Genomic DNA, 17,513 nt, shown 5'->3' with positions numbered 1-17,513 from the left:
ACGGTTCAGGCGGCGGCCCGGGACCGGCCCGGCCGGATCGGGACCCCGCTCGCGGCGGCCCGGCGCCGCAGGACGACCGCCTGCACGGCGAGGCTCGCCCCGAAGACGAGCGCGGACGTCGTCGCGATCAGGGCACCCGCACCGGCGGGCCCGCCCAGCAGCTCGGCGCCGATCCGGACGGCGATCGTCAGCGCCCAGGCCCCGAGCAGGGCGGCCGAGCCGCTGCGGAAGAGGTACCCGTCCCGCGCCTCCAGCCGGAACGCGTACCCGCGGACCACGCCCAGCCCGGCGGCGAGCACGATCTCGGCGGCGAGCAGCGTGGTCCCCGGCCCGGTGACGGCCGGGTGCGCGGTGGCCAGGGTGACCAGGCCGATCCCGACGACCACGAACGGCAGGACCGTGTCGCGGCCGCCGACGAACCGGCCGGAGAACTGCTTGTAGAGGACGAGGCCGACGACGGCGACGGTCACGACGAGCGAGGTGGGATCCATGCCGACGACGATCGCCCGCGGGGCCCGCCGTCCGCGTCGGCCCGGGCGCCGATCCCGGGTGGATCCCCGCCCTCCACCCGGGGGTGGAGATCAGCCGTCCGGTTCACGTCGAATGTGTGCGGCCGGGCCGCACGGTGAGCGGGACGGAGGGTGGGTCAGCGGGGCAGGCCGGAGGCGCGCCAGGCGCCGGGGCCCGCGACCAGCGGGGCGCGGAGCTGGGCCGCGGGGTGCGACCACAGGTCCGGCGCCCGCTCCGGCTCCGCCGGCCCGCCGGCGCTCGCCGCGGCGGCGAGGACCGCGGTCAGCGCGGCCAGCTCGTCGTCGGCGGGGGTGCCCCGGACGACCCGGAACAGCGCACGCCGCTCCTCCGGGGTGGCCTCGGCGGTCTCCTGCGACTCGGCCATCAGAGCGGGATGTTCCCGTGCTTGCGGGTCGGCCCCTGCTCCCGCTTGGTGGACAGCATCCGCAGCGCCCGGCCGACGTAGCCGCGGGTGTGCGACGGCGGCACGACCGCGTCGATGTACCCCCGGTCGGCGGCGATGTAGGGGTTGCAGAGGGTGTCCTCGTAGTCCTGCTGCAGCTCCGCGCGCCGGGCGGCGAGCTCGTCGCCCTCCAGGCCCTTGAGCTCCTTGCGGTACAGGATGGACACCGCACCCTGCGCGCCGGTGACGGCGATCTGCGCGGTCGGCCAGGCGATGTTGACGTCCGCGCCGAGGTGCTTCGACCCCATCACGTCGTACGCGCCGCCGTAGGCCTTGCGGGTGATCACGGTGACCTTCGGGACGGTCGCCTCGGCGTAGGCGTAGATCAGCTTCGCGCCGCGGCGGATGATGCCGTTCCACTCCTGGTCGGTGCCGGGCAGGAACCCGGGCACGTCGACGAAGGTCAGCACCGGGATGTTGAACGCGTCGCAGGTCCGCACGAACCGGGCGGCCTTCTCCGAGGCGTCGATGTCGAGGCAGCCGGCGAACTGGGTCGGCTGGTTCGCGACGATCCCGACGCTGCTGCCCTCGACGCGGGCGTAGCCGACGACGATGTTCGGCGCCCACAGCTCCTGGACCTCGAGGAAGTCCTCGTCGTCGACGACCCGGTTGATGACCTCGCGGATGTCGTACGGGGTGTTCGGCGAGTCCGGGATCAGTGTGTCCAGCTCGCTGTCGGAGTCGGTGATCCCGTCGGTGATGGAGCCCTCGGTCGGCTCCGGGGCCGGGAACGTCGGCGGCTCGGACAGGTTGTTCGACGGCAGGAAGCTGAGGAGCTGCTTGACGTAGTCGAGCGCGTCGGACTCGTCGCCGGCGAGGTAGTGCGCGACGCCGGACTTCGAGTTGTGCGCCCGGCCGCCGCCGAGCTCCTCCATGTCGACGTCCTCACCGGTGACGGTCTTGATCACGTCCGGGCCTGTGATGAACATGTGGCTGGTCTCGTCGACCATCACGGTGAAGTCGGTGATGGCGGGGGAGTAGACCGCACCGCCCGCGCACGGGCCCATGATCAGCGAGATCTGCGGGACCACGCCGGAGCTGCGGACGTTGCGGGTGAAGATCTCGCCGTACAGACCGAGGGCGACCACGCCCTCCTGGATCCGGGCCCCGCCGCCGTCGTTGATCCCGATCATCGGGCAGCCGATCTTCTCGGCGAGGTCCATGACCTTGACGATCTTCTCGCCGTAGACCTCGCCGAGCGCTCCGCCGAACACCGTCGCGTCCTGGGAGAACACGGCGACCGGTCGGCCGTCGATCGTCCCGGACCCGGTCACGACACCGTCACCGAACGGGCGCTTCTCCTGCATCCCGAAGTTCGTGGACCGGTGCCGGGTCAGGGCGTCGAGCTCGACGAACGAACCGGGGTCGAGCAGCTGGTCGATGCGCTCGCGGGCGGTCTGCCGCCCCTTCGCGTGCTGCCGCTCGACCGCGGTCTCCGATCCGGCGTGGATCGCGTCGTCGAAACGCTGGTACAGGTCGGCGAGCTTGCCCGCCGTGGTGTGGACGTCCGGGGTCGCTTCACCGTCGTCCGGGGTCGCCATCGGCTCCGTTGCGGCGCTCATGGGCTCGGACTCTAACCCGGTGGGTGCCGATCATCAGGGGTGACGTCCGCCGCAGCCGATCGTGCGAGGCGCGGTGAGTCGTTACCGATCCGCGTCCCTGCCGTGGGCCACGCTGCGGTGCCCGACGGTTACGGTGCGCGGTGATGACGACCGGGACGAACTCCGATCCGAGCGGGTGCGACGACCACACCGACGGCCGCTTGGACGTCTACGCGCTGCGCACGGCCGTACTCCGTCCGGCGGGTGGCTGGACGGCGCTCGACGTGGTCGGGTCCACCGGTTCGACCAACGCCGACCTGCTCGCCGAGGCAGGCCGTGGTGCCCCCGACCGCTCCGTGCTGATCGCCGAGGAACAGGTCCGCGGTCGTGGACGGCTGGACCGCACCTGGACCTCCCGGCCCGGTGCGGCCCTGACGATGTCGGTGCTGTGGCGCCCCGAGGGCGTGCCCGCCGACCGGCTCGGCTGGCTGCCGATGCTCGCCGGGGTGGCGCTGATCGACGCGATCGCCGAGCTGGCCCCGGACCTGCCGGCGGCCCTGAAGTGGCCGAACGACCTGCTCGCGGGTCCGTCGCTGGGCAAGGCGGCCGGGATCCTCGCCGAGATGACGGCGGTCTCCGGCGGTGGGCCGGGTGTGGTGCTGGGCATCGGGCTCAACGTCTCCACGCCGTCGACCGACCTGCCGTGGGGGGCGACGTCGCTGGCCGCGCACGGGCTCGCCGCGACCCGCTCCGAGGTCGCGACGACCCTGCTCGCCCACCTCTACCGGCGCGAGGCCGACTGGCGCGACGCCGGCGGCGACGCCGAGGCGTCGGGTCTGCGGCGCGACTACCGGTCCCGCTGCGCCAGCCTCGGTGCCCGGGTCCGGGTCGAGAAGCCCGGTGGTGACCAGCTGATCGGCATGGCCGAGGACGTCGACCCGCAGGGCAGGCTGCTGGTCCACCCGGACGGCGGGCAGCGTGTCGCGGTGGCGGCCGGCGACATCGTGCACCTGCGTCCCGCGGATCACCCGTAGCGCTGACCTGGGCGTTCCGCTCCGCGCGTCGCGGGCGCGGCCGCCGGTGACCGGCCTACCGTGTGGCTCATGGCGTTCCCGGACGACGCGCTCGACGACGACGAGCGTCTCGTGCTGCACGGACGCCCGCACTGGCGGCTGTGCCTGTGGCCGGCCGCCGTCCTCGTCCTGCTGACGGCGCTCGCCGGGTTCGGCGCCGCCGTCGTCCGGCTGCAGACCTGGGCGCTGCTCGCCGCGGTCGCGGCACTCGCGGCGCTGCGCTGGAGCGTCCTGCCGATCCTGCGGTGGCGGTGCTCGCACCTGGTCGTCACGAACCACCGGTTCCTGGTCCGGGAGGGCGTCGTCGGCCGGGACGGCCTCGACGTCCCGGTGGACCGGATCGACGCCGTCCGCGTCCGGTCGACGGTGGCCGGGCGGGTGCTCGGCTACGGCACCCTGCTGCTCGACGTCGCCGGTGAGCGGCTGCGGTTCGCCGACGTCCCCGCCGTCGAGCGGGTGCAGGCCCGGCTGCACCGGGAGATCGGCCGGCTCGCCGAGACCCGCCGCACGGCGGAACGGGAGAGGCAGCACACAGCCCTGCGGGGGCACGCCGACGCCGCAGTCCGGGGCAGGATGGCCGAGCCACCGCAGCGAGGGAGCACGGAGGAACCGCGGGCCGTGCCGGAGAGGACAGCGTCATGACGAGCCTGCCCGTGACCGTGCGCGACCCCGGGCTCCCGGAACGGGTCGAGATCTACGAGGTCGGCCCGCGGGACGGCCTGCAGAACGAGAAGGCCGTCGTCCCGGTCGCGGTGAAGGCCGAGTTCCTCGACCGGCTCGCCGACGCCGGGCTGCGCACGCTGGAGGCGACCAGCTTCGTGCACCCGAGGTGGGTGCCCCAGCTCGCCGACGCCGCGGAGCTGCTCGCCGTCCTGGACCGGCGTGACGGACTCGACTACCCCGTGCTCACCCCGAACGAGCGCGGGCTGGACCGTGCGATCGAGGCGGGCTGCGACCACGTCGCCGTGTTCGCCTCCGCTACGGAGACGTTCGCGAAGCGCAACCTCAACCGCACGCTCGACGACCAGTTCGCGATGTTCTCCCCGACCGTCACCCGGGCGGTGCGGGAGGGACTGCGGGTGCGGGCCTACGTGTCGATGGTGTTCGGCGACCCGTGGGAGGGCGGGGTCGACCCGGACCAGGCCGCCGCCGTCGGCGCCCGGCTCATGGAGATGGGCTGCGACCAGCTCTCGCTGGGCGACACGATCGGGGTCGCGACCCCGGCGCACGTCGGGGCGGTGCTCGACGCCTGCGTGGGCCGTGGCGTCGGGACCGACCGGCTCGCCGTGCACTTCCACGACACCTACGGCCAGGCGCTGTCCAACACCCTGGCCGCACTGCGGTACGGCGTGACGACGGTCGACGCCAGCGCCGGCGGCCTCGGCGGCTGCCCGTACGCCGGGTCCGCCACCGGCAACCTCGCCACCGAGGACCTGGTGTGGATGCTCGACGGTCTCGGCATCGACCACGGCGCCGACCTGCGGAAGCTGGTCGACACCAGCGTCTGGATGGCCGGGCACCTGGGGCGGCCGTCGCCGTCGCGGGTGGTCACCGCGCTCGCTCAGGAGGACTGAGGCTCGCGGAGCCCGTACATCCCGACGAACCGGGAGCGGTAGACGAGCACGCCGTCGGAGACGCGGGTCATCGTCCCGCGCAGCGTGATCAGGCCCAGCTCCGGACGGCTCCGGGAGACCCGCGCGTCGAGCACCTCCATCGCGGCCCGCAGCTCGTCCCCGGCGAACACCGGCGCCGGCCAGGAGACCTCGTCGCCGCCCGGTGACCCGAGCCCGGCCGAACGGCTGAGCAGGTTGTCGACGTAGGCGCGCATCCACAGACCCGCGGTGAACCAGCCGGACGCGGCCAGGTCCCCGAACACCGAGGCCCGCCCGGCCTCCGGGTCGAGGTGGAACGGCTGCGGGTCGAACCGGCGGGCGAACGCGATCATCTCCTCGCGGTCCACCAGCGCCGTGCCCAGGTCGAAGACGGTGCCCGGGGCGAGGTCCTCGAAGTGGATCTCAGCCACGGAGCACCTCCACGACGGTGTCGTGCAGGAGGCCGTTGCTGGTCAGGCCGTGCCCGCCGGACCAGGTCGGCTCCCCGGTCAGGTCGGTGAGCCGCCCACCGGCCTCGGCGACGACGACGGCCGGTGCGGCCAGGTCCCACGGGTTCGCGGCCGGCTCCACCGCCACGTCGAGGACGCCCTCGGCGACCAGCACGTGCTGCCAGAAGTCGCCGAACCCGCGGGACTCCCAGCACGCCTCGGTGAGCCGGGTCCAGCCGTCCCGGGGGACGGGGCCGGGCTCGGTGCGGAAGGTGTCCTGGTTCGTGGTGGAGACGTAGGCGTCGGCGAGGTCGGCGACCCCGGACACCGCGATCCGGCGCGGTGTCCCGGACGGCAGGTCCCGGGCCCACGCCCCGGCCCCCGCCGAGCCCCACCAGCGCCGCTGCAGCGCCGGCGCGCTCACGACCCCGGCCACCGGGACGCCGTCGACGACGAGCGCGATCAGCGTCGCCCAGGCGGGGACGCCGCGGGAGAAGTTCTTGGTGCCGTCGATCGGGTCGATCACCCAGCCGCGACCGGCCGCATGGGCTCCGTCGACGTCGCCGCCGCGCTCCTCGCCGAGGATCGCGTCGCGCGGGCGCTCGTGGCCGAGCGCGGCGCGGATCGCGTCCTCCGCGGAGGTGTCGGCGTCGGTGACGGGCGTGCGGTCCGGCTTCCGGGTGACCCGCAGGTCGGCGGCCCGGAACCGGGGCAGGGTGATGGCGTCGGCGAGGTCCGCCAGCCGCAGCGCGAGATCGAGATCACTCGGGTCGGCGGGCACGTTCGGCTCGGGGTCCACGTTCGGCGAGCATGCCAGTTCGCACCGACACGGTTCCGGGCACCCGGAGTCCTATGCTGAGCGAGATGACCACCGTGGTTCTGGCCGAGGACGACGCGGCGATCGCCGAGCCGTTGTCCCGCGCCCTGCAGCGCGAGGGCTACGACGTCGAGGTCGTCGCCGACGGAGTCGCGGCCCTGGAACGGGTCACCGGTGATCCGGTGGACCTGCTCGTCCTCGACCTGGGCCTGCCCGGGATGGACGGCCTCGAGGTGTGTCGCCGGGTCCGGGCGACCCAGGCGGACCTGCCGGTCCTGATGCTCACCGCGCGCACCGACGAGGTGGACTTCGTGGTGGGGCTCGACGCCGGGGCCGACGACTACGTCTCCAAGCCGTTCCGGCTCGCCGAGCTGCTGGCCCGGGTCCGGGCCCTGCTGCGCCGGCGCACCCAGGACGTCGTCGAGGTCGGGGGTCTCCGGATGGAGCTCTCCGGCCGGCGGGTCCTGCTCGACGGCGAGGAGGTGACCCTCGCCAACAAGGAGTTCGAGCTGCTGCGGGTGCTGATGCTCCACTCGGGGCAGGTCGTGACCCGCGCGGAGATCCTGCACTCGGTGTGGGGCGACGCGGACATGAAGTCGTCGAAGACCCTGGACATGCACATGTCCTGGCTGCGCCGCAAGATCGGCGGCGAGAAGCGGATCGCCACCGTGCGCGGCGTGGGGTTCCGCTTCAACCACGACTGAACGGCCGGCCGTGCCAGTGCGGGGTCAGGTGGCGCGGGGTCAGGTAGAGCGCCCACGTGCTGGGGTCGGACGGGCCGCCCCCGTCGGCGACGCAGATCCATCCGGACCATTTCAGCGGATTCCGGTGCGCCATCGACTCGCCACGGATGTGGCAGCTCGACTGCGTCGTGTAGTTCCGGATGTACTCGCCCGGGCCATCCGGGTCCACGGCTCCCGGCAGCACGGCGCCCGCGGTCGCGGCGAGGGCGACCACGACGTGACCGAGGAACGGGCGGCGTGCTCCCACACGTCCTCCCCAGTACCGGACACCCGAGGACCGAGGTCGAGGGCGGGAGAAGGTATCGCCATCGGCAGAATTGCGTCAATCATCGGAACCGGGGTAATTGTCGTCCTGATCCCCGGCTGATCGATTCCCGGTGCGTCGGATGCGTATCCACTAGATTCACGGATCGTGCGCCGCCGGATCCTCGTCTCCACGCTGCTCACCGTCGCGGTGACGGCCCTGTTCCTCGGTGGGCCGCTGGCGCTGGCCACCTGGCAGCTGGTGGAGGACTTCACCCGTGCCGAGCTCACCCAGCGCCTCGAGTCGCTCACCAAGACCCTCGAGGACGTCGACAGCGACAGCCCGCCGGTCAACGTCGTCCAGGCCGCGATCCCGCCGAACAGCAGGCTCACCATCGTCACGCCGGACGGGCCCCCGCTCGTCTTCGGCGCGGACGTCGTCGTCGACCCGGTCGAGGAGCAGCTGCCGTTCGGTCCCGGCGGGACGGTCACGCTGGCCCAGCCGACCGCCGTCATGCGGTCGCAGCAGACCCAGGTGGTCGGCGTCGTCGTGCTGCTGGTCGGGTTCTCGGTCACGGTGGGCACCGGCGTCGCGATCTACACCGCCCGGCGGCTGTCCGACCCGTTGCGCGACCTCGCCGCCCGCGCCGCCCGGCTCGGCGCCGGGGACTTCCGGCGGGCCCCGGCGCGCTACGACATCGCCGAGCTGGACCGCGTGTCCGAGGTGCTCGACTCGTCGGCGACGGCGCTGTCGCAGCTGCTGCAACGCGAGCGGTCGCTGGTCGGCGACGTCTCGCACCAGCTCCGCAGCCGGATCACCGCGTTGCAGCTGCGGCTCGACGAGCTGTCCACCCACCCCGACCCGGACGCCCGTCGCGAGGCACTGGCCGCGCTGGAGCAGACCGAGCGGCTGACCGGCGTCCTCGACGACCTGCTCCAGTCGGCCCGTGCCGCCCGCGCGGTCGGCGCGGAGCCGGTGGACCTGTCCGAGGCGATCGAGGCCGCCGCCGGTGAGTGGCGGGAGCCCCTCACGGCGGCCGGCCGTTCGCTGCGGCTGCGGGTGCCCGAGGGGATGCTCGCCCGGGTCACCGCCGCCCGGCTGCGGGAGGCCGTCGGCGCACTCGTCGACAACGCCCTGCAGCACGGCGACGGCACCGTGACGATCACCGCGCGGACCGGTGACAACTCCCTGCAGGTGGAGGTCTCCGACACCGGGCCCGGGGTGCCGGAGGAGCTCGTGCCGCACGTGTTCGACCGCGGCGTGTCCGCGCAGTCGTCCACCGGTCTGGGGCTCGCACTGGCCCGGACCCTGATCGAGGCCGACGGCGGGCGGCTGGAGCTGTACCGGGCCCGGCCGCCGGTGTTCCGGATCTACCTGCCTGCCGCACGCACCGACGACGTCGCCGCCACCGCCTCGCCCGCCGACCGCCCCGGGCCGCGTTAGGCGCCGGGCCGGCCGGGGACGTCCGCGATCCCGCTGCGGTAGGCCCACACGACGGTCTGCACCCGGTCCCGGGCACCGATCTTGGCCATGGCCCGCCCGAGGTGCGACTTCACGGTGCTGAGCTCGACGACCAGCTCGTCGGCGATCTCCGCGTTGGACATCCCGCGGGCGAGCAGCCGCACGATCTCGGACTCCCGCGGGGTGAGCGGGGTGACGGGGACCGGGGGCAGCTCGTCCGGGGCGGGCCTGCGGCGTGCGAACTCGGTGATCACCCGCCGGGTGACGGCGTGGTCGACCAGGCCGTACCCGGCGGCCAGCCTGCGGACGGCGTGCACCAGGTCGTCCGGGCCGGTGTCCTTGAGCACGAACCCGCCGGCCCCCGCCTCCAGCGCACCGAACACGTACTCGTCCAGGTCGAAGGTCGTCACGACGAGCACCGCCGGCGCCGGAGCCGGCCCGGAGACGATCTCCCGGGTCGCGGCCAGCCCGTTGCCGCCGGGCATCCGGACGTCCATGCAGACGACGTCCGGGGCGAGCTCGCGGGCCAGGCGGACCGCGCCAGGGCCGTCGGCCGCCTCGCCGACGACCTCGACGTCCCCCGCCAGCTCCAGGAACACCCGGAACCCGGCCCGGACGACCGACTGGTCGTCGGCCAGCACCACCCTGATCACGCCGTGTCCTCCGTCGTCGTGTCCGGCTCGTCCTGCTCGACGGGGACCGCGAGCCGGACCCGCCACCCGCCCTCCGTCGTCGGACCGGCCTCGAACGTGGCCCCCACCAGCTGCGCCCGCTCCCGCATGCCGACCAGCCCGTACCCGCGCGTGCCGTCCCGGGGCTCCCGGGCGGCCGCCGGGGACAGCGGCGGGTCGTTCTCGACCTCGACGAGCACCCGGCCGGGCGCCGTGGTGACGGCGACCCGGACCGCGGCCCCCGGCGCGTGCTCACGCGCGTTGGCCAGCGCCTCCTGCACGACCCGGTGGCAGGTGACGTCGGCGATCGGCGCCGGAGCCGGCTGCTCGCCGCGGCACTCCAGGACGACCGGGGTCCCGAGCGCGCGTACCTGGTCCACCAGCCGGTCCAGTCCGGCCAGGCCGGGGACGGGCGCGTCCGTGCCGGGGTCCTCGACGACGCCCGGCTCCCGCAACGTCCCGACGACCGTGCGCAGGTCGCGCAGCGTGCGCCGGCCCTGCTGCCGCAGCTCGCCCGCCGTGCGCCGGGCCGTCGGCGGGTCGCGCTCGACGAGCTGCTCCACCACGCCGGCCTGCACGACCATCGCGGACAGGTGGTGGGCGGCGATGTCGTGGAGCTCGCGGGCCATCCGCGTCCGTTCCCGCCGGACGGCCGCGTCGGCCCGGGCCCGCTGTACGGCGACGGCCTCGCCCGCCCGCAGCTCGACCAGCTCCAGGTAGCGGCGCCGGGTCGCGACCCACGACCCGGCGAGCGCGCCGACGGCGAGCACCGCGACCCCCGAGACGACCTCGGCCGGCGTCGACCCCGTCACCCCGCCGGCCCGGGCCGCCGCGAGGACGATCCCGCCGGTCTCGGCCAGGGCCGCGAGGGCCACCAGCCACCCGCTACGCCGGGCGGGGAGCGCGGTCCCGCAGGTGTAGGCCGCCACGGCGGTGGCGGGCCCGCGGACCGTCACCTCCAGCGGTGCGAGCAGCGACAGGGCGGCCTGGGCCACCGCCACCAGCATCAGGCAGGAACCCGGCGCGACCCGGCGCAGGCACAGCAGCAGGGTCTGGCCCGCCACGAGGGCCTGGAGGGTGGCGGGCACCGGGCCCACCAGGTCGGTGACGACCGGATCGGCCGAGGCCACCGCCAGCAGCAGCACCGTGACCGCGGCCAGCAGCACGGCGAGCGCGGCGTCCCGCCTGAACGGTCCGGTCAGCCCGGCCGCGGTGAGCGCGCGGTCGGCACGCACGGCGAGGCGGCCGGCGGGCGGTGCGGGGACGGTCATGGCGTGCGGTCTCCGTTCGGGCAGCACGATCGTAGAACGATCAGTAGCCGAGGTCGGGCGTGAGCAGCCCGAACGCGAGGGCCACCCAGGCCGTCCCGGCGAGCCCGAGCAGCACCAGGACCCGTCCGGCGGTCCGGGACCGGCCGATGCCGCCGCGGGCGCCGGTGACCACCGCGACCGCGGCGGCCACCGTCGCGCCGGTCGCCACCCACTGCAGCGCCTGCATCCCGTACAGCACCGGCACCGGGACGTCGACGAGGCCGGACACGGCGCCGACCACCGCCGCCCACCCGGCGACCGCGACGACGGCGCACCCCGCGCCGAGCGGGGTCAGGCCCGTGGCGACCCGGTCCGCGCGGCCCGGGGACACCGGCGCGACGACGCCGTACCGGCGGCGGGCCAGCGCGCCGGCGGGCCACGCCACCAGTGCCCCCAGCAGCAGCACGACCGAGGCGGCGAGCACCGGCAGCACGACCGCGGAGTCCCGCACGGGCGTGGTGCGCAACAGCGTGAACGCCGACTCCGCGCCGAGCGCCGTGACCCGGCCGTCCTCGGTGCGTGCCGACACGACCTGCTCCCCGCCTGCCTCCTGCCAGACCCACGGCCGGATCTCCCGGTAGACGACCGGCTCGGTCCGCGCGACGCCGGGGGACAGGACCAGCGTGCCGCCCGGCCCGGCCGACGCCCGCGTCTGGCCCATGAGGTTCAGGACGTCGAGGAACGTGCTGAACGGCGACCGCGCGCTCTCGTAGCGACCGGCGACGGCGGCGGCCCGCTCGGCCGCGCCCGGCCCGGGCTCCGCGGGCCCGGTGGTCTCCGCGGGCACGGTGGCGGGCGCGGGCACGTACCGGTCGGTGAACCCGTCGAGCAGCGCCGAGCGCAGCCGCAGGCTGTCCGCCGGGGCACGGCCGGTGCCGTTCAGCGTCACGAACACGCCGACCCGCTGCTCCGGGTGCAGCTGCAGGTGGGAGTGGAACGCCGTGGTGTCCCCGCCGTGCCCCAGGACGGTGCGCCCGTCGCGCCCCTCGTCGAACAGGCCCAGTGTCATCCGCGGGCCCTCGGCCAGCGGGCCCAGGGTGCCCGCGTCCAGGGCGGGGCGCTGCATGAGGGCCAGGGTCTGCGGGGCCAGCAGCGGGGTCCCGGTGCCGAGCAGGGAGGACGCGAACCGGGCCAGGTCGGTCGCGGGAGCGGTGAGCGCCCCGGCGGGTACGTCCCGGAAGCTCTCGAAGCCGATCGCGGGCGTGCCCGCGGCGGCGTACCCGTCGGCGACCCGGCCGGCGAGCCGGGGTGGGAGCGGCTGCGTGAACGTCGACGACGTCATGCCCGCGCGGTCCAGCACCGCGTGCTGGACGTACTGTGCGAACGGCTCCCCGGTCACCCGCTCGACGACGTGTCCGGCCAGCGAGTAGCCGTAGTTCGAGTACGCGGGCGTGGTGCCCGGGGCGAAGACCTGCTCCGGGGGGGGGGGCGGTGGCGACGGTGTCGCGCACCGGGCCCGGGTCGCCGTCGAACACGATCATCCCGCGCACCCGCTCCTCGAAGCCCGCGGTGTGGGTGAGCAGGTGCCGCATCGTGACCGGCGGCTCGAACCGCAGGGGCAGCGGGAAGTCCAGGTACCGCCGGACGTCGGCGTCGAGGTCGATCCGGCCCTGCTCGACCTGCTGCAGCACCGCGACCGCGGTCGCGACCTTCGAGACCGACCCGACCCGGAACAGCGTGGCGGCCGGGTCGACCGGGGCCCCGTCGTCGCCGGCGACGCCGTAGCCGCCGGCGGCGACCACCTCGCCGTCCCGGACGACGGTGACCGCCGCCCCGGCGATCCCCGTGCGGTCCAGGGCGGCCGGGACCATGCCGTCCAGCCATGCGCTGACGTCGGCGGGCGTGAGCGGTGCGGTCGCGGCGGGCGGCGGCCCGGGCGGGACCGCGGGTGCGGCCGCGGCGCACCCGGTCAGGACCGGGAGCGCGACGGCGCAGAGGGCGGCGGCCAGCAGCCGTGCCCGTCGGGAGATCGTCATGTGACGAGCCTGTCCGGCGGCGCGGCCGGGCACATCGGGCCTGCGACGGCACTCCGGTCTCCGACCTCCGGAGGAGGCGGGGTGCTACGCGGGTGGGGGCTGGCGCCGCACGAACTGGTCCGGCCAGACGAACCGGCGGAACGCCCACCAGCGGAACGCCATCCCGACCAGGGTACCGACGATCTGGCCCGCGACGAAGTCGGAGAACTCCTGGGTGACCAGCGACACGACCGGGACCTGCAGCTCGAACACGTAGCGGGAGACCCACAGCGGCGCCGAGTAGACCGCGACGCCGACCCCGCTGATCAGGAAGAACAGGGCGGCCTCGTGGTGCCGGTCGCGCCCGCCCCGGGTGCGGAACGACCACTCCCGGTTCAGGACGTACGAGACGATCGTCGCCACCAGCACCGCGATCACCTTCGCCGTCACCGGCTTGGTGTCGAGCACGAAGGCCTTCAGCAGCAGGAACACCGCCGTGTCGATCACCCACGTGGTGCCGCCGACCATCAGGAACTTGATGAGTTCCCGGTGCTTGATGGCCTTGTCGCGGTACGGCTGGGGGATTCGCCGGAGCGTCGCGTCCACCACCGTCACTCCTGAGATCGTGCCAGATTAGGCTTCCCGTCTCGTGGAGAGGGTTGAGACGTCGAGGAGCCCGATGCCCGGCAACGTGCCCACGGTGGGCATGGTCGGTGGGGGCCAGCTCGCCCGGATGACCGCCCAGGCCGCCGTCGCGCTGGGCCAGACGTTGCGCGTCCTGGCGGCGTCGGGCACCGACCCGGCCGCCCGGGTGACGCCGGACGTCGTGATCGGCGACCCGGACGACGGCGCCGCGCTCCGCGAGCTCGCCACCGGCTGCTCCGCGGTCACCTTCGACCACGAGGGTGTCCCGCAGGAGGTGCTCGCGCCGCTCGCCGCCGCCGGGATCCCGCTGCGCCCGTCGCCGGAGGCGCTGGTGCACGCCCAGGACAAGCTGGTGATGCGCAGGCGGCTGTCGGGGATGGGCCTGCCGGTCCCGGCGTTCACCGCGGTCACCGCGCCGTCGGACGTGTCCGGGTTCGGCGACGAGCACGGCTGGCCGGTCGTGCTCAAGGCGGTCCGCGGCGGGTACGACGGCCGCGGGGTCTGGTTCCTGCGCTCCGGCGGACCGGAGACCGACGCGCTGGTCGCCGACCTGCTGGAGAGCGGCACCCCGCTGATGGCCGAGTCCGCGGTGCCGATGACCCGCGAGCTGGCCGCGAGCGTCGCCCGCTCGCCGTTCGGCCAGGCCGCCGCCTGGCCGGTGGTGGAGACCCTGCAGGTCGACGGGCAGTGCGCCCGGGTCACCGCGCCCGCGCCGGGCCTGGACCCCGACGCCGCCGCCCGGATCCAGGGGCTCGCACTGCGGATCGCCGAGGAGCTCGGCGTGACCGGGCTGATGACGGTCGAGCTGTTCGAGACCGGGGCCGGGGAGGTCGTCGTCAACGAGCTGGCGATGCGGCCGCACAACTCCGGGCACTGGACGATCGAGGGCTCGACGACGTCGCAGTTCGAGCAGCACCTGCGCGCGGTCCTCGACTACCCGCTCGGCTCGACGGCCCCGGTCGCGCCGGTCGCGGTGATGGCCAACGTGCTGGGCGCGCCGGACGAGCCCGCGATGTCGATGGACGAGCGGCTGCACCACTGCTTCGCCCGCTTCCCAGACGCGAAGGTGCACCTCTACGCGAAGGACGGGCGCCCGGCCCGCAAGATCGGTCACGTGACCGTGCTGGGCACCGACGAGCCCGCGGTGCGCGGGCGTGCCGAGCTGGCCGCGACCTGGCTGGCCACCGCGACCTGGGCCGACGGCTGGTCGGTGCACGGCGACGACCCCCGAGAGGACTCCTGATGGCCGCTCCCACCCCCGCGTCCCCGCGCGTCGGCGTCGTCATGGGCAGCGACTCCGACTGGCCCGTGATGAGTGCCGCCGGGGCCGCGCTGGACGAGTTCGGCGTGCCGTGGGAGGTCGGTGTCTACTCGGCGCACCGGGCCCCGCAGCGGATGCTCGACTACGCCGCGTCGGCCGCCGACCGCGGCCTGCAGGCCATCGTCGCGGGGGCCGGCGGCGCCGCGCACCTGCCCGGCATGGTCGCCGCCGCGACGCCGCTGCCGGTGATCGGCGTCCCGGTGCCGCTGAAGTACCTCGACGGGCTCGACTCGCTGCTGTCGATCGTGCAGATGCCGGCCGGGGTGCCGGTCGCGACCGTCGCCGTCGGCAACGCCCGCAACGCCGGGCTGCTCGCGGTCCGGATCCTCGGGGCCGGGGACGAGTCGCTGCGCGCGGCGATGCTCGAGTACCAGGCCGACCTGGAGCGGAGCGTGCTCGACAAGGACGCCGCCCTGCGCGCCACCGCCCGCGGCGAGGAGTGAACGGAGAATTTCCCGTGGCGTCGTCGCCGATCACGTGCGTACGGTGTCGGTACACGGGAAAGGAGGTGGTCCAGCAGATGAGCTACAGCAGGACACGTGAGGTGGCCGTCAGCTAGCACCACGTTCTGCTCCGGCGGGGAGAACCCGTCCGGAGAGACGGTCGTGGAAGCCGGTGTGGTGCCGGCGAGTTCCCGACGGTCACCCGTGATCCCCGGGCCCGAGCCTTGTCCGGTTCGGCTGCGCGCACCGCCCGGTGCGGCCCGGGGATCACGCACGTCCGGGCCCGGATCAGGGCTCGCGACCGCGCTCCAGCGCCCGTGCCGCCCGTTCCAGCCGGCGGGTCACGTCCTCCAGGTCCGGCTCGGCCGCGCGGTCCGTCTCCAGCGGCAGCATCGTCGCCACCTTGCGGAAGTGGTCCACGCAGTCCGGGAGGTCGGCCCCGCGGGCGCCGAGGGCCAGCCACCGACGCAACGCCTGGTTGTGCGCCGCGACCAGCGCCGCCGCCGTCACCGCGGCCCGCAGCTCGCCGTCGGGACGGCCGGTCAGCCGCGCGGTGAGCTCCCGGGTGAACAGGCGGCGGTAGTGGTGCACCGAGGCCGCCTCCCGGTCGCGCAGCGCCTCCACCGACCCGACGAGGGCGAACCGCAGCCGGGCCACCCGGGAGTCGTCGGTGTAGAGGTCGAACACGGTCTCCGCGGCACGCAGTGCCAGCGACGGCAGCGGCTCGTCGGGGTGCGCGCCGTCGAACACCTCGGAGATCCGGGCGAGGCCGCGCTCGTGGTCGGGCGAGAGCGCGTCCTCCTTGCCGCGGAAGTACCGGAAGAACGTCCGGCGGCCGACCCCGGCCGCCGCAGCGATGTCGTCGACGGTCGTCTCGTCGTAGCCGCGCTCGGTGAACAGCTGCGTCGCGGCGGCGACCAGATCGCGCCGGACCTCGGCGCGCCCCTCGGCGGAACGCCCGCGACGCGTGCTGATCGTCATGGCACGGAGGGTAGCAAGGGACATTGCCCGGTGGCACGGAGTGCCGTTAGCATGAGCGTCGTGAACAGCGACTTCGACAGCTACCGGCTCAGCGACGAGCACCAGGCCCTGCGCGACGCGGTGCGGGACCTGGCGGACAAGGAGATCGCGCCGTACGCGGCCGAGGTCGACGAGGAGGGCCGGTACCCGTCCGAGGCCCGGGACGCGCTGGTCCGGGCCGGCTTCCACGCCGTGATCATCCCGGAGGAGTACGGCGGCCAGGGCGCCGACGAGCTGGCCGGCTGCATCGTGATCGAGGAGGTCGCGCGGGTCTGCGCGTCGTCGTCGCTCATCCCCGGCGTGAACGGCCTCGGGCTCACCCCGATCCTGCTGTCGGCGTCGGACGAGCTGAAGAAGCAGGTGCTGCCGTCGGTCGCCGCGGGCGAGGCGATGGTCAGCTACGCGCTGTCCGAGCGGGAGGCCGGCTCCGACGCCGCGTCGATGAAGACCCGCGCCCGCCGCGACGGCGACGACTGGATCCTCAACGGCACCAAGTGCTGGATCAGCAACGCCGGCGAGTCGACCTGGTACACCGTGATGGCGGTGACCGACCCCGAGAAGAAGGCGAACGGGATCTCCGCGTTCGTGGTCCACGCCGACGACCCGGGGTTCGTCGTCGGGTCGAAGGAGCGCAAGCTCGGCATCCACGGCTCGCCCACCCGCGAGATCCACTTCGAGGACTGCCGGATCCCCGGCGACCGGATCATCGGGGCCGAGGGCACCGGCTTCAAGACCGCGCTGCGCACCCTCGACCACACCCGTCCGACGATCGGGTCGCAGGCCGTCGGCATCGCCCAGGGCGCGCTCGACGTCGCGACCCGCTACCTCAAGGAGCGCAGGCAGTTCGGCCAGGCGCTCGCCGAGTTCCAGGGCCTGCAGTTCATGCTGGCCGACATGGCGATGAAGGTCGAGGCGGCCCGCCAGCTCTGCTACGTGGCCGCCTCCCGCGCCGAGCGGAACGAGCCGGATCTCGGCTTCGTCTCGTCGGCCGCGAAGTGCTTCGCCTCCGACACCGCGATGTCGGTGACGACCGACGCCGTCCAGCTGCTGGGCGGGGCGGGCTACACCCGTGACTTCCCGGTCGAGCGGATGATGCGCGACGCGAAGATCACCCAGATCTACGAGGGCACCAACCAGATCCAGCGCATGGTCATGGTACGCAGCCTGCTGAAGTGAGCTCCCCGGCGACACCGGGACTCATCACTATGACGCTTGAGGCGGGACCCGCCGCACCGGTCTGATGGCACACCGGTGT

Annotated in this window: 18 protein-coding genes and 1 pseudogene; 8 read left to right on the top strand and 11 right to left on the bottom strand. The window is 74.4% G+C overall.

The features are described 5' to 3' along the window. Positions 1–5 precede the first annotated feature (5 nt). The 3 genes from Ae150APs1_RS11405 to Ae150APs1_RS11395 form a co-directional block, all read right to left on the bottom strand. Positions 6–491 (bottom strand): hypothetical protein, encoded by a 486-nt coding sequence (locus Ae150APs1_RS11405; protein WP_075297441.1) that lies wholly within the window; start codon positions 489–491, stop codon positions 6–8. A 155-nt stretch (positions 492–646) separates the two neighbouring features. Next, positions 647–895 (bottom strand): acyl-CoA carboxylase epsilon subunit, encoded by a 249-nt coding sequence (locus Ae150APs1_RS11400; protein WP_060574896.1) that lies wholly within the window; start codon positions 893–895, stop codon positions 647–649. Beyond that, on the bottom strand, positions 895–2,535 hold the full coding sequence (locus Ae150APs1_RS11395) for an acyl-CoA carboxylase subunit beta (protein ID WP_075297439.1): 1,641 nt from the start codon (positions 2,533–2,535) through the stop codon (positions 895–897). Before Ae150APs1_RS11395 ends, Ae150APs1_RS11400 begins: the two co-directional genes overlap by 1 nt. Before the next feature lie 143 nt (positions 2,536–2,678). On the opposite strand from Ae150APs1_RS11395, the gene Ae150APs1_RS11390 reads away from it, so the two are divergent. The 3 genes from Ae150APs1_RS11390 to Ae150APs1_RS11380 all read left to right on the top strand — a co-directional run bounded on the left by Ae150APs1_RS11390 (position 2,679) and on the right by Ae150APs1_RS11380 (position 5,161). Next, on the top strand, positions 2,679–3,548 hold the full coding sequence (locus Ae150APs1_RS11390; RefSeq protein ID WP_010226377.1) for a biotin--[acetyl-CoA-carboxylase] ligase: 870 nt from the start codon (positions 2,679–2,681) through the stop codon (positions 3,546–3,548). Positions 3,549–3,617: 69 nt separating this feature from the next. Then, positions 3,618–4,229, top strand: a complete 612-nt coding sequence (locus Ae150APs1_RS11385) for a PH domain-containing protein (RefSeq protein ID WP_075297437.1) — start codon at positions 3,618–3,620, stop codon at positions 4,227–4,229. Continuing rightward, positions 4,226–5,161 (top strand): hydroxymethylglutaryl-CoA lyase, encoded by a 936-nt coding sequence (locus Ae150APs1_RS11380; protein ID WP_075297435.1) that lies wholly within the window; start codon positions 4,226–4,228, stop codon positions 5,159–5,161. The genes Ae150APs1_RS11385 and Ae150APs1_RS11380 overlap by 4 nt, the downstream gene beginning before the upstream one ends. Here Ae150APs1_RS11380 and Ae150APs1_RS11375 read toward each other — a convergent pair. Beyond that, on the bottom strand, positions 5,149–5,610 hold the full coding sequence (locus tag Ae150APs1_RS11375; protein ID WP_075297433.1) for a MaoC family dehydratase: 462 nt from the start codon (positions 5,608–5,610) through the stop codon (positions 5,149–5,151). The genes Ae150APs1_RS11380 and Ae150APs1_RS11375 overlap by 13 nt on opposite strands. Further along, positions 5,603–6,427 carry an inositol monophosphatase family protein gene (locus tag Ae150APs1_RS11370; RefSeq protein WP_083680069.1) on the bottom strand — a complete coding sequence of 275 codons (825 nt, stop codon included), beginning with the start codon at positions 6,425–6,427 and terminating at the stop codon, positions 5,603–5,605. Before Ae150APs1_RS11370 ends, Ae150APs1_RS11375 begins: the two co-directional genes overlap by 8 nt. 65 nt (positions 6,428–6,492) lie before the next feature. Here Ae150APs1_RS11370 and Ae150APs1_RS11365 point away from each other — a divergent pair, with 65 nt between their 5' ends. Beyond that, positions 6,493–7,149 carry a response regulator transcription factor gene (locus Ae150APs1_RS11365; RefSeq protein WP_075301995.1) on the top strand — a complete coding sequence of 219 codons (657 nt, stop codon included), beginning with the start codon at positions 6,493–6,495 and terminating at the stop codon, positions 7,147–7,149. Here the strand turns inward: Ae150APs1_RS11365 and Ae150APs1_RS11360 are convergent. Beyond that, the gene (locus Ae150APs1_RS11360; RefSeq protein WP_075297431.1) at positions 7,136–7,435 is read right to left on the bottom strand and encodes a hypothetical protein; all 300 of its coding nucleotides are present in this window, start codon (positions 7,433–7,435) and stop codon (positions 7,136–7,138) included. The two genes, Ae150APs1_RS11365 and Ae150APs1_RS11360, sit on opposite strands and share 14 nt — an antisense overlap. A gap of 165 nt (positions 7,436–7,600) precedes the next feature. On the opposite strand from Ae150APs1_RS11360, the gene Ae150APs1_RS11355 reads away from it, so the two are divergent. Further along, complete coding sequence (locus Ae150APs1_RS11355; RefSeq protein WP_075297429.1) at positions 7,601–8,875, top strand: ATP-binding protein; 1,275 nt, start codon at positions 7,601–7,603, stop codon at positions 8,873–8,875. Here the strand turns inward: Ae150APs1_RS11355 and Ae150APs1_RS11350 are convergent. From Ae150APs1_RS11350 to Ae150APs1_RS11335, 4 genes and pseudogenes are all read right to left on the bottom strand, one after another. Then, entirely contained in the window at positions 8,872–9,546 is a 675-nt protein-coding gene (locus tag Ae150APs1_RS11350) for a response regulator transcription factor (RefSeq protein ID WP_010226365.1), read from the bottom strand. The two genes, Ae150APs1_RS11355 and Ae150APs1_RS11350, sit on opposite strands and share 4 nt — an antisense overlap. After that, entirely contained in the window at positions 9,543–10,835 is a 1,293-nt protein-coding gene (locus tag Ae150APs1_RS11345) for a histidine kinase (RefSeq protein ID WP_083680068.1), read from the bottom strand. The genes Ae150APs1_RS11350 and Ae150APs1_RS11345 overlap by 4 nt, the downstream gene beginning before the upstream one ends. A 40-nt stretch (positions 10,836–10,875) precedes the next feature. Beyond that, positions 10,876–12,276, bottom strand: a pseudogene (locus tag Ae150APs1_RS32730) (serine hydrolase domain-containing protein); the annotation flags it as partial. A 658-nt stretch (positions 12,277–12,934) separates the two neighbouring features. After that, positions 12,935–13,444 carry a GtrA family protein gene (locus tag Ae150APs1_RS11335; protein ID WP_010225131.1) on the bottom strand — a complete coding sequence of 170 codons (510 nt, stop codon included), beginning with the start codon at positions 13,442–13,444 and terminating at the stop codon, positions 12,935–12,937. A 64-nt stretch (positions 13,445–13,508) separates the two neighbouring features. Between Ae150APs1_RS11335 and Ae150APs1_RS11330 the strand changes: the two genes are divergently transcribed. Further along, positions 13,509–14,717, top strand: a complete 1,209-nt coding sequence (locus Ae150APs1_RS11330; protein WP_075297427.1) for a 5-(carboxyamino)imidazole ribonucleotide synthase — start codon at positions 13,509–13,511, stop codon at positions 14,715–14,717. After that, positions 14,717–15,238, top strand: coding sequence for a 5-(carboxyamino)imidazole ribonucleotide mutase (gene purE / locus Ae150APs1_RS11325; protein ID WP_075297425.1), 522 nt, complete (start codon positions 14,717–14,719; stop codon positions 15,236–15,238). Before Ae150APs1_RS11330 ends, purE begins: the two co-directional genes overlap by 1 nt. Positions 15,239–15,526: 288 nt before the next feature. Here the strand turns inward: purE and Ae150APs1_RS11320 are convergent, their stop codons facing one another. Then, entirely contained in the window at positions 15,527–16,219 is a 693-nt protein-coding gene (locus Ae150APs1_RS11320; protein ID WP_075297423.1) for a TetR family transcriptional regulator, read from the bottom strand. 60 nt (positions 16,220–16,279) lie between these two features. On the opposite strand from Ae150APs1_RS11320, the gene Ae150APs1_RS11315 reads away from it, so the two are divergent. After that, positions 16,280–17,434 (top strand): acyl-CoA dehydrogenase, encoded by a 1,155-nt coding sequence (locus Ae150APs1_RS11315; protein ID WP_283160268.1) that lies wholly within the window; start codon positions 16,280–16,282, stop codon positions 17,432–17,434. The last annotated feature ends 79 nt before the right edge of the window (positions 17,435–17,513 follow it).

The sequence above is a fragment of the Pseudonocardia sp. Ae150A_Ps1 genome (assembly GCF_001932315.1).
In the GTDB taxonomy this organism is placed as follows: domain Bacteria; phylum Actinomycetota; class Actinomycetes; order Mycobacteriales; family Pseudonocardiaceae; genus Pseudonocardia.
This window is presented reverse-complemented; position numbering and strand designations above follow the sequence as displayed.

Bases quoted from the DNA above. Each gene is read 5' to 3' on its own strand.
- Ae150APs1_RS11345 (WP_083680068.1), bottom strand. From the start codon at position 10,835: ATGACCGTCCCCGCACCGCCCGCCGGCCGCCTCGCCGTGCGTGCCGAC.
- purE (WP_075297425.1), top strand. From the start codon at position 14,717: ATGGCCGCTCCCACCCCCGCGTCCCCGCGCGTCGGCGTCGTCATGGGC.
- Ae150APs1_RS11395 (WP_075297439.1), bottom strand. From the start codon at position 2,535: ATGAGCGCCGCAACGGAGCCGATGGCGACCCCGGACGACGGTGAAGCG.
- Ae150APs1_RS11385 (WP_075297437.1), top strand. From the start codon at position 3,618: ATGGCGTTCCCGGACGACGCGCTCGACGACGACGAGCGTCTCGTGCTG.
- Ae150APs1_RS11320 (WP_075297423.1), bottom strand. From the start codon at position 16,219: ATGACGATCAGCACGCGTCGCGGGCGTTCCGCCGAGGGGCGCGCCGAG.
- Ae150APs1_RS11400 (WP_060574896.1), bottom strand. From the start codon at position 895: ATGGCCGAGTCGCAGGAGACCGCCGAGGCCACCCCGGAGGAGCGGCGT.
- Ae150APs1_RS11330 (WP_075297427.1), top strand. From the start codon at position 13,509: ATGCCCGGCAACGTGCCCACGGTGGGCATGGTCGGTGGGGGCCAGCTC.
- Ae150APs1_RS11380 (WP_075297435.1), top strand. From the start codon at position 4,226: ATGACGAGCCTGCCCGTGACCGTGCGCGACCCCGGGCTCCCGGAACGG.
- Ae150APs1_RS11390 (WP_010226377.1), top strand. From the start codon at position 2,679: ATGACGACCGGGACGAACTCCGATCCGAGCGGGTGCGACGACCACACC.
- Ae150APs1_RS11405 (WP_075297441.1), bottom strand. From the start codon at position 491: ATGGATCCCACCTCGCTCGTCGTGACCGTCGCCGTCGTCGGCCTCGTC.
- Ae150APs1_RS11365 (WP_075301995.1), top strand. From the start codon at position 6,493: ATGACCACCGTGGTTCTGGCCGAGGACGACGCGGCGATCGCCGAGCCG.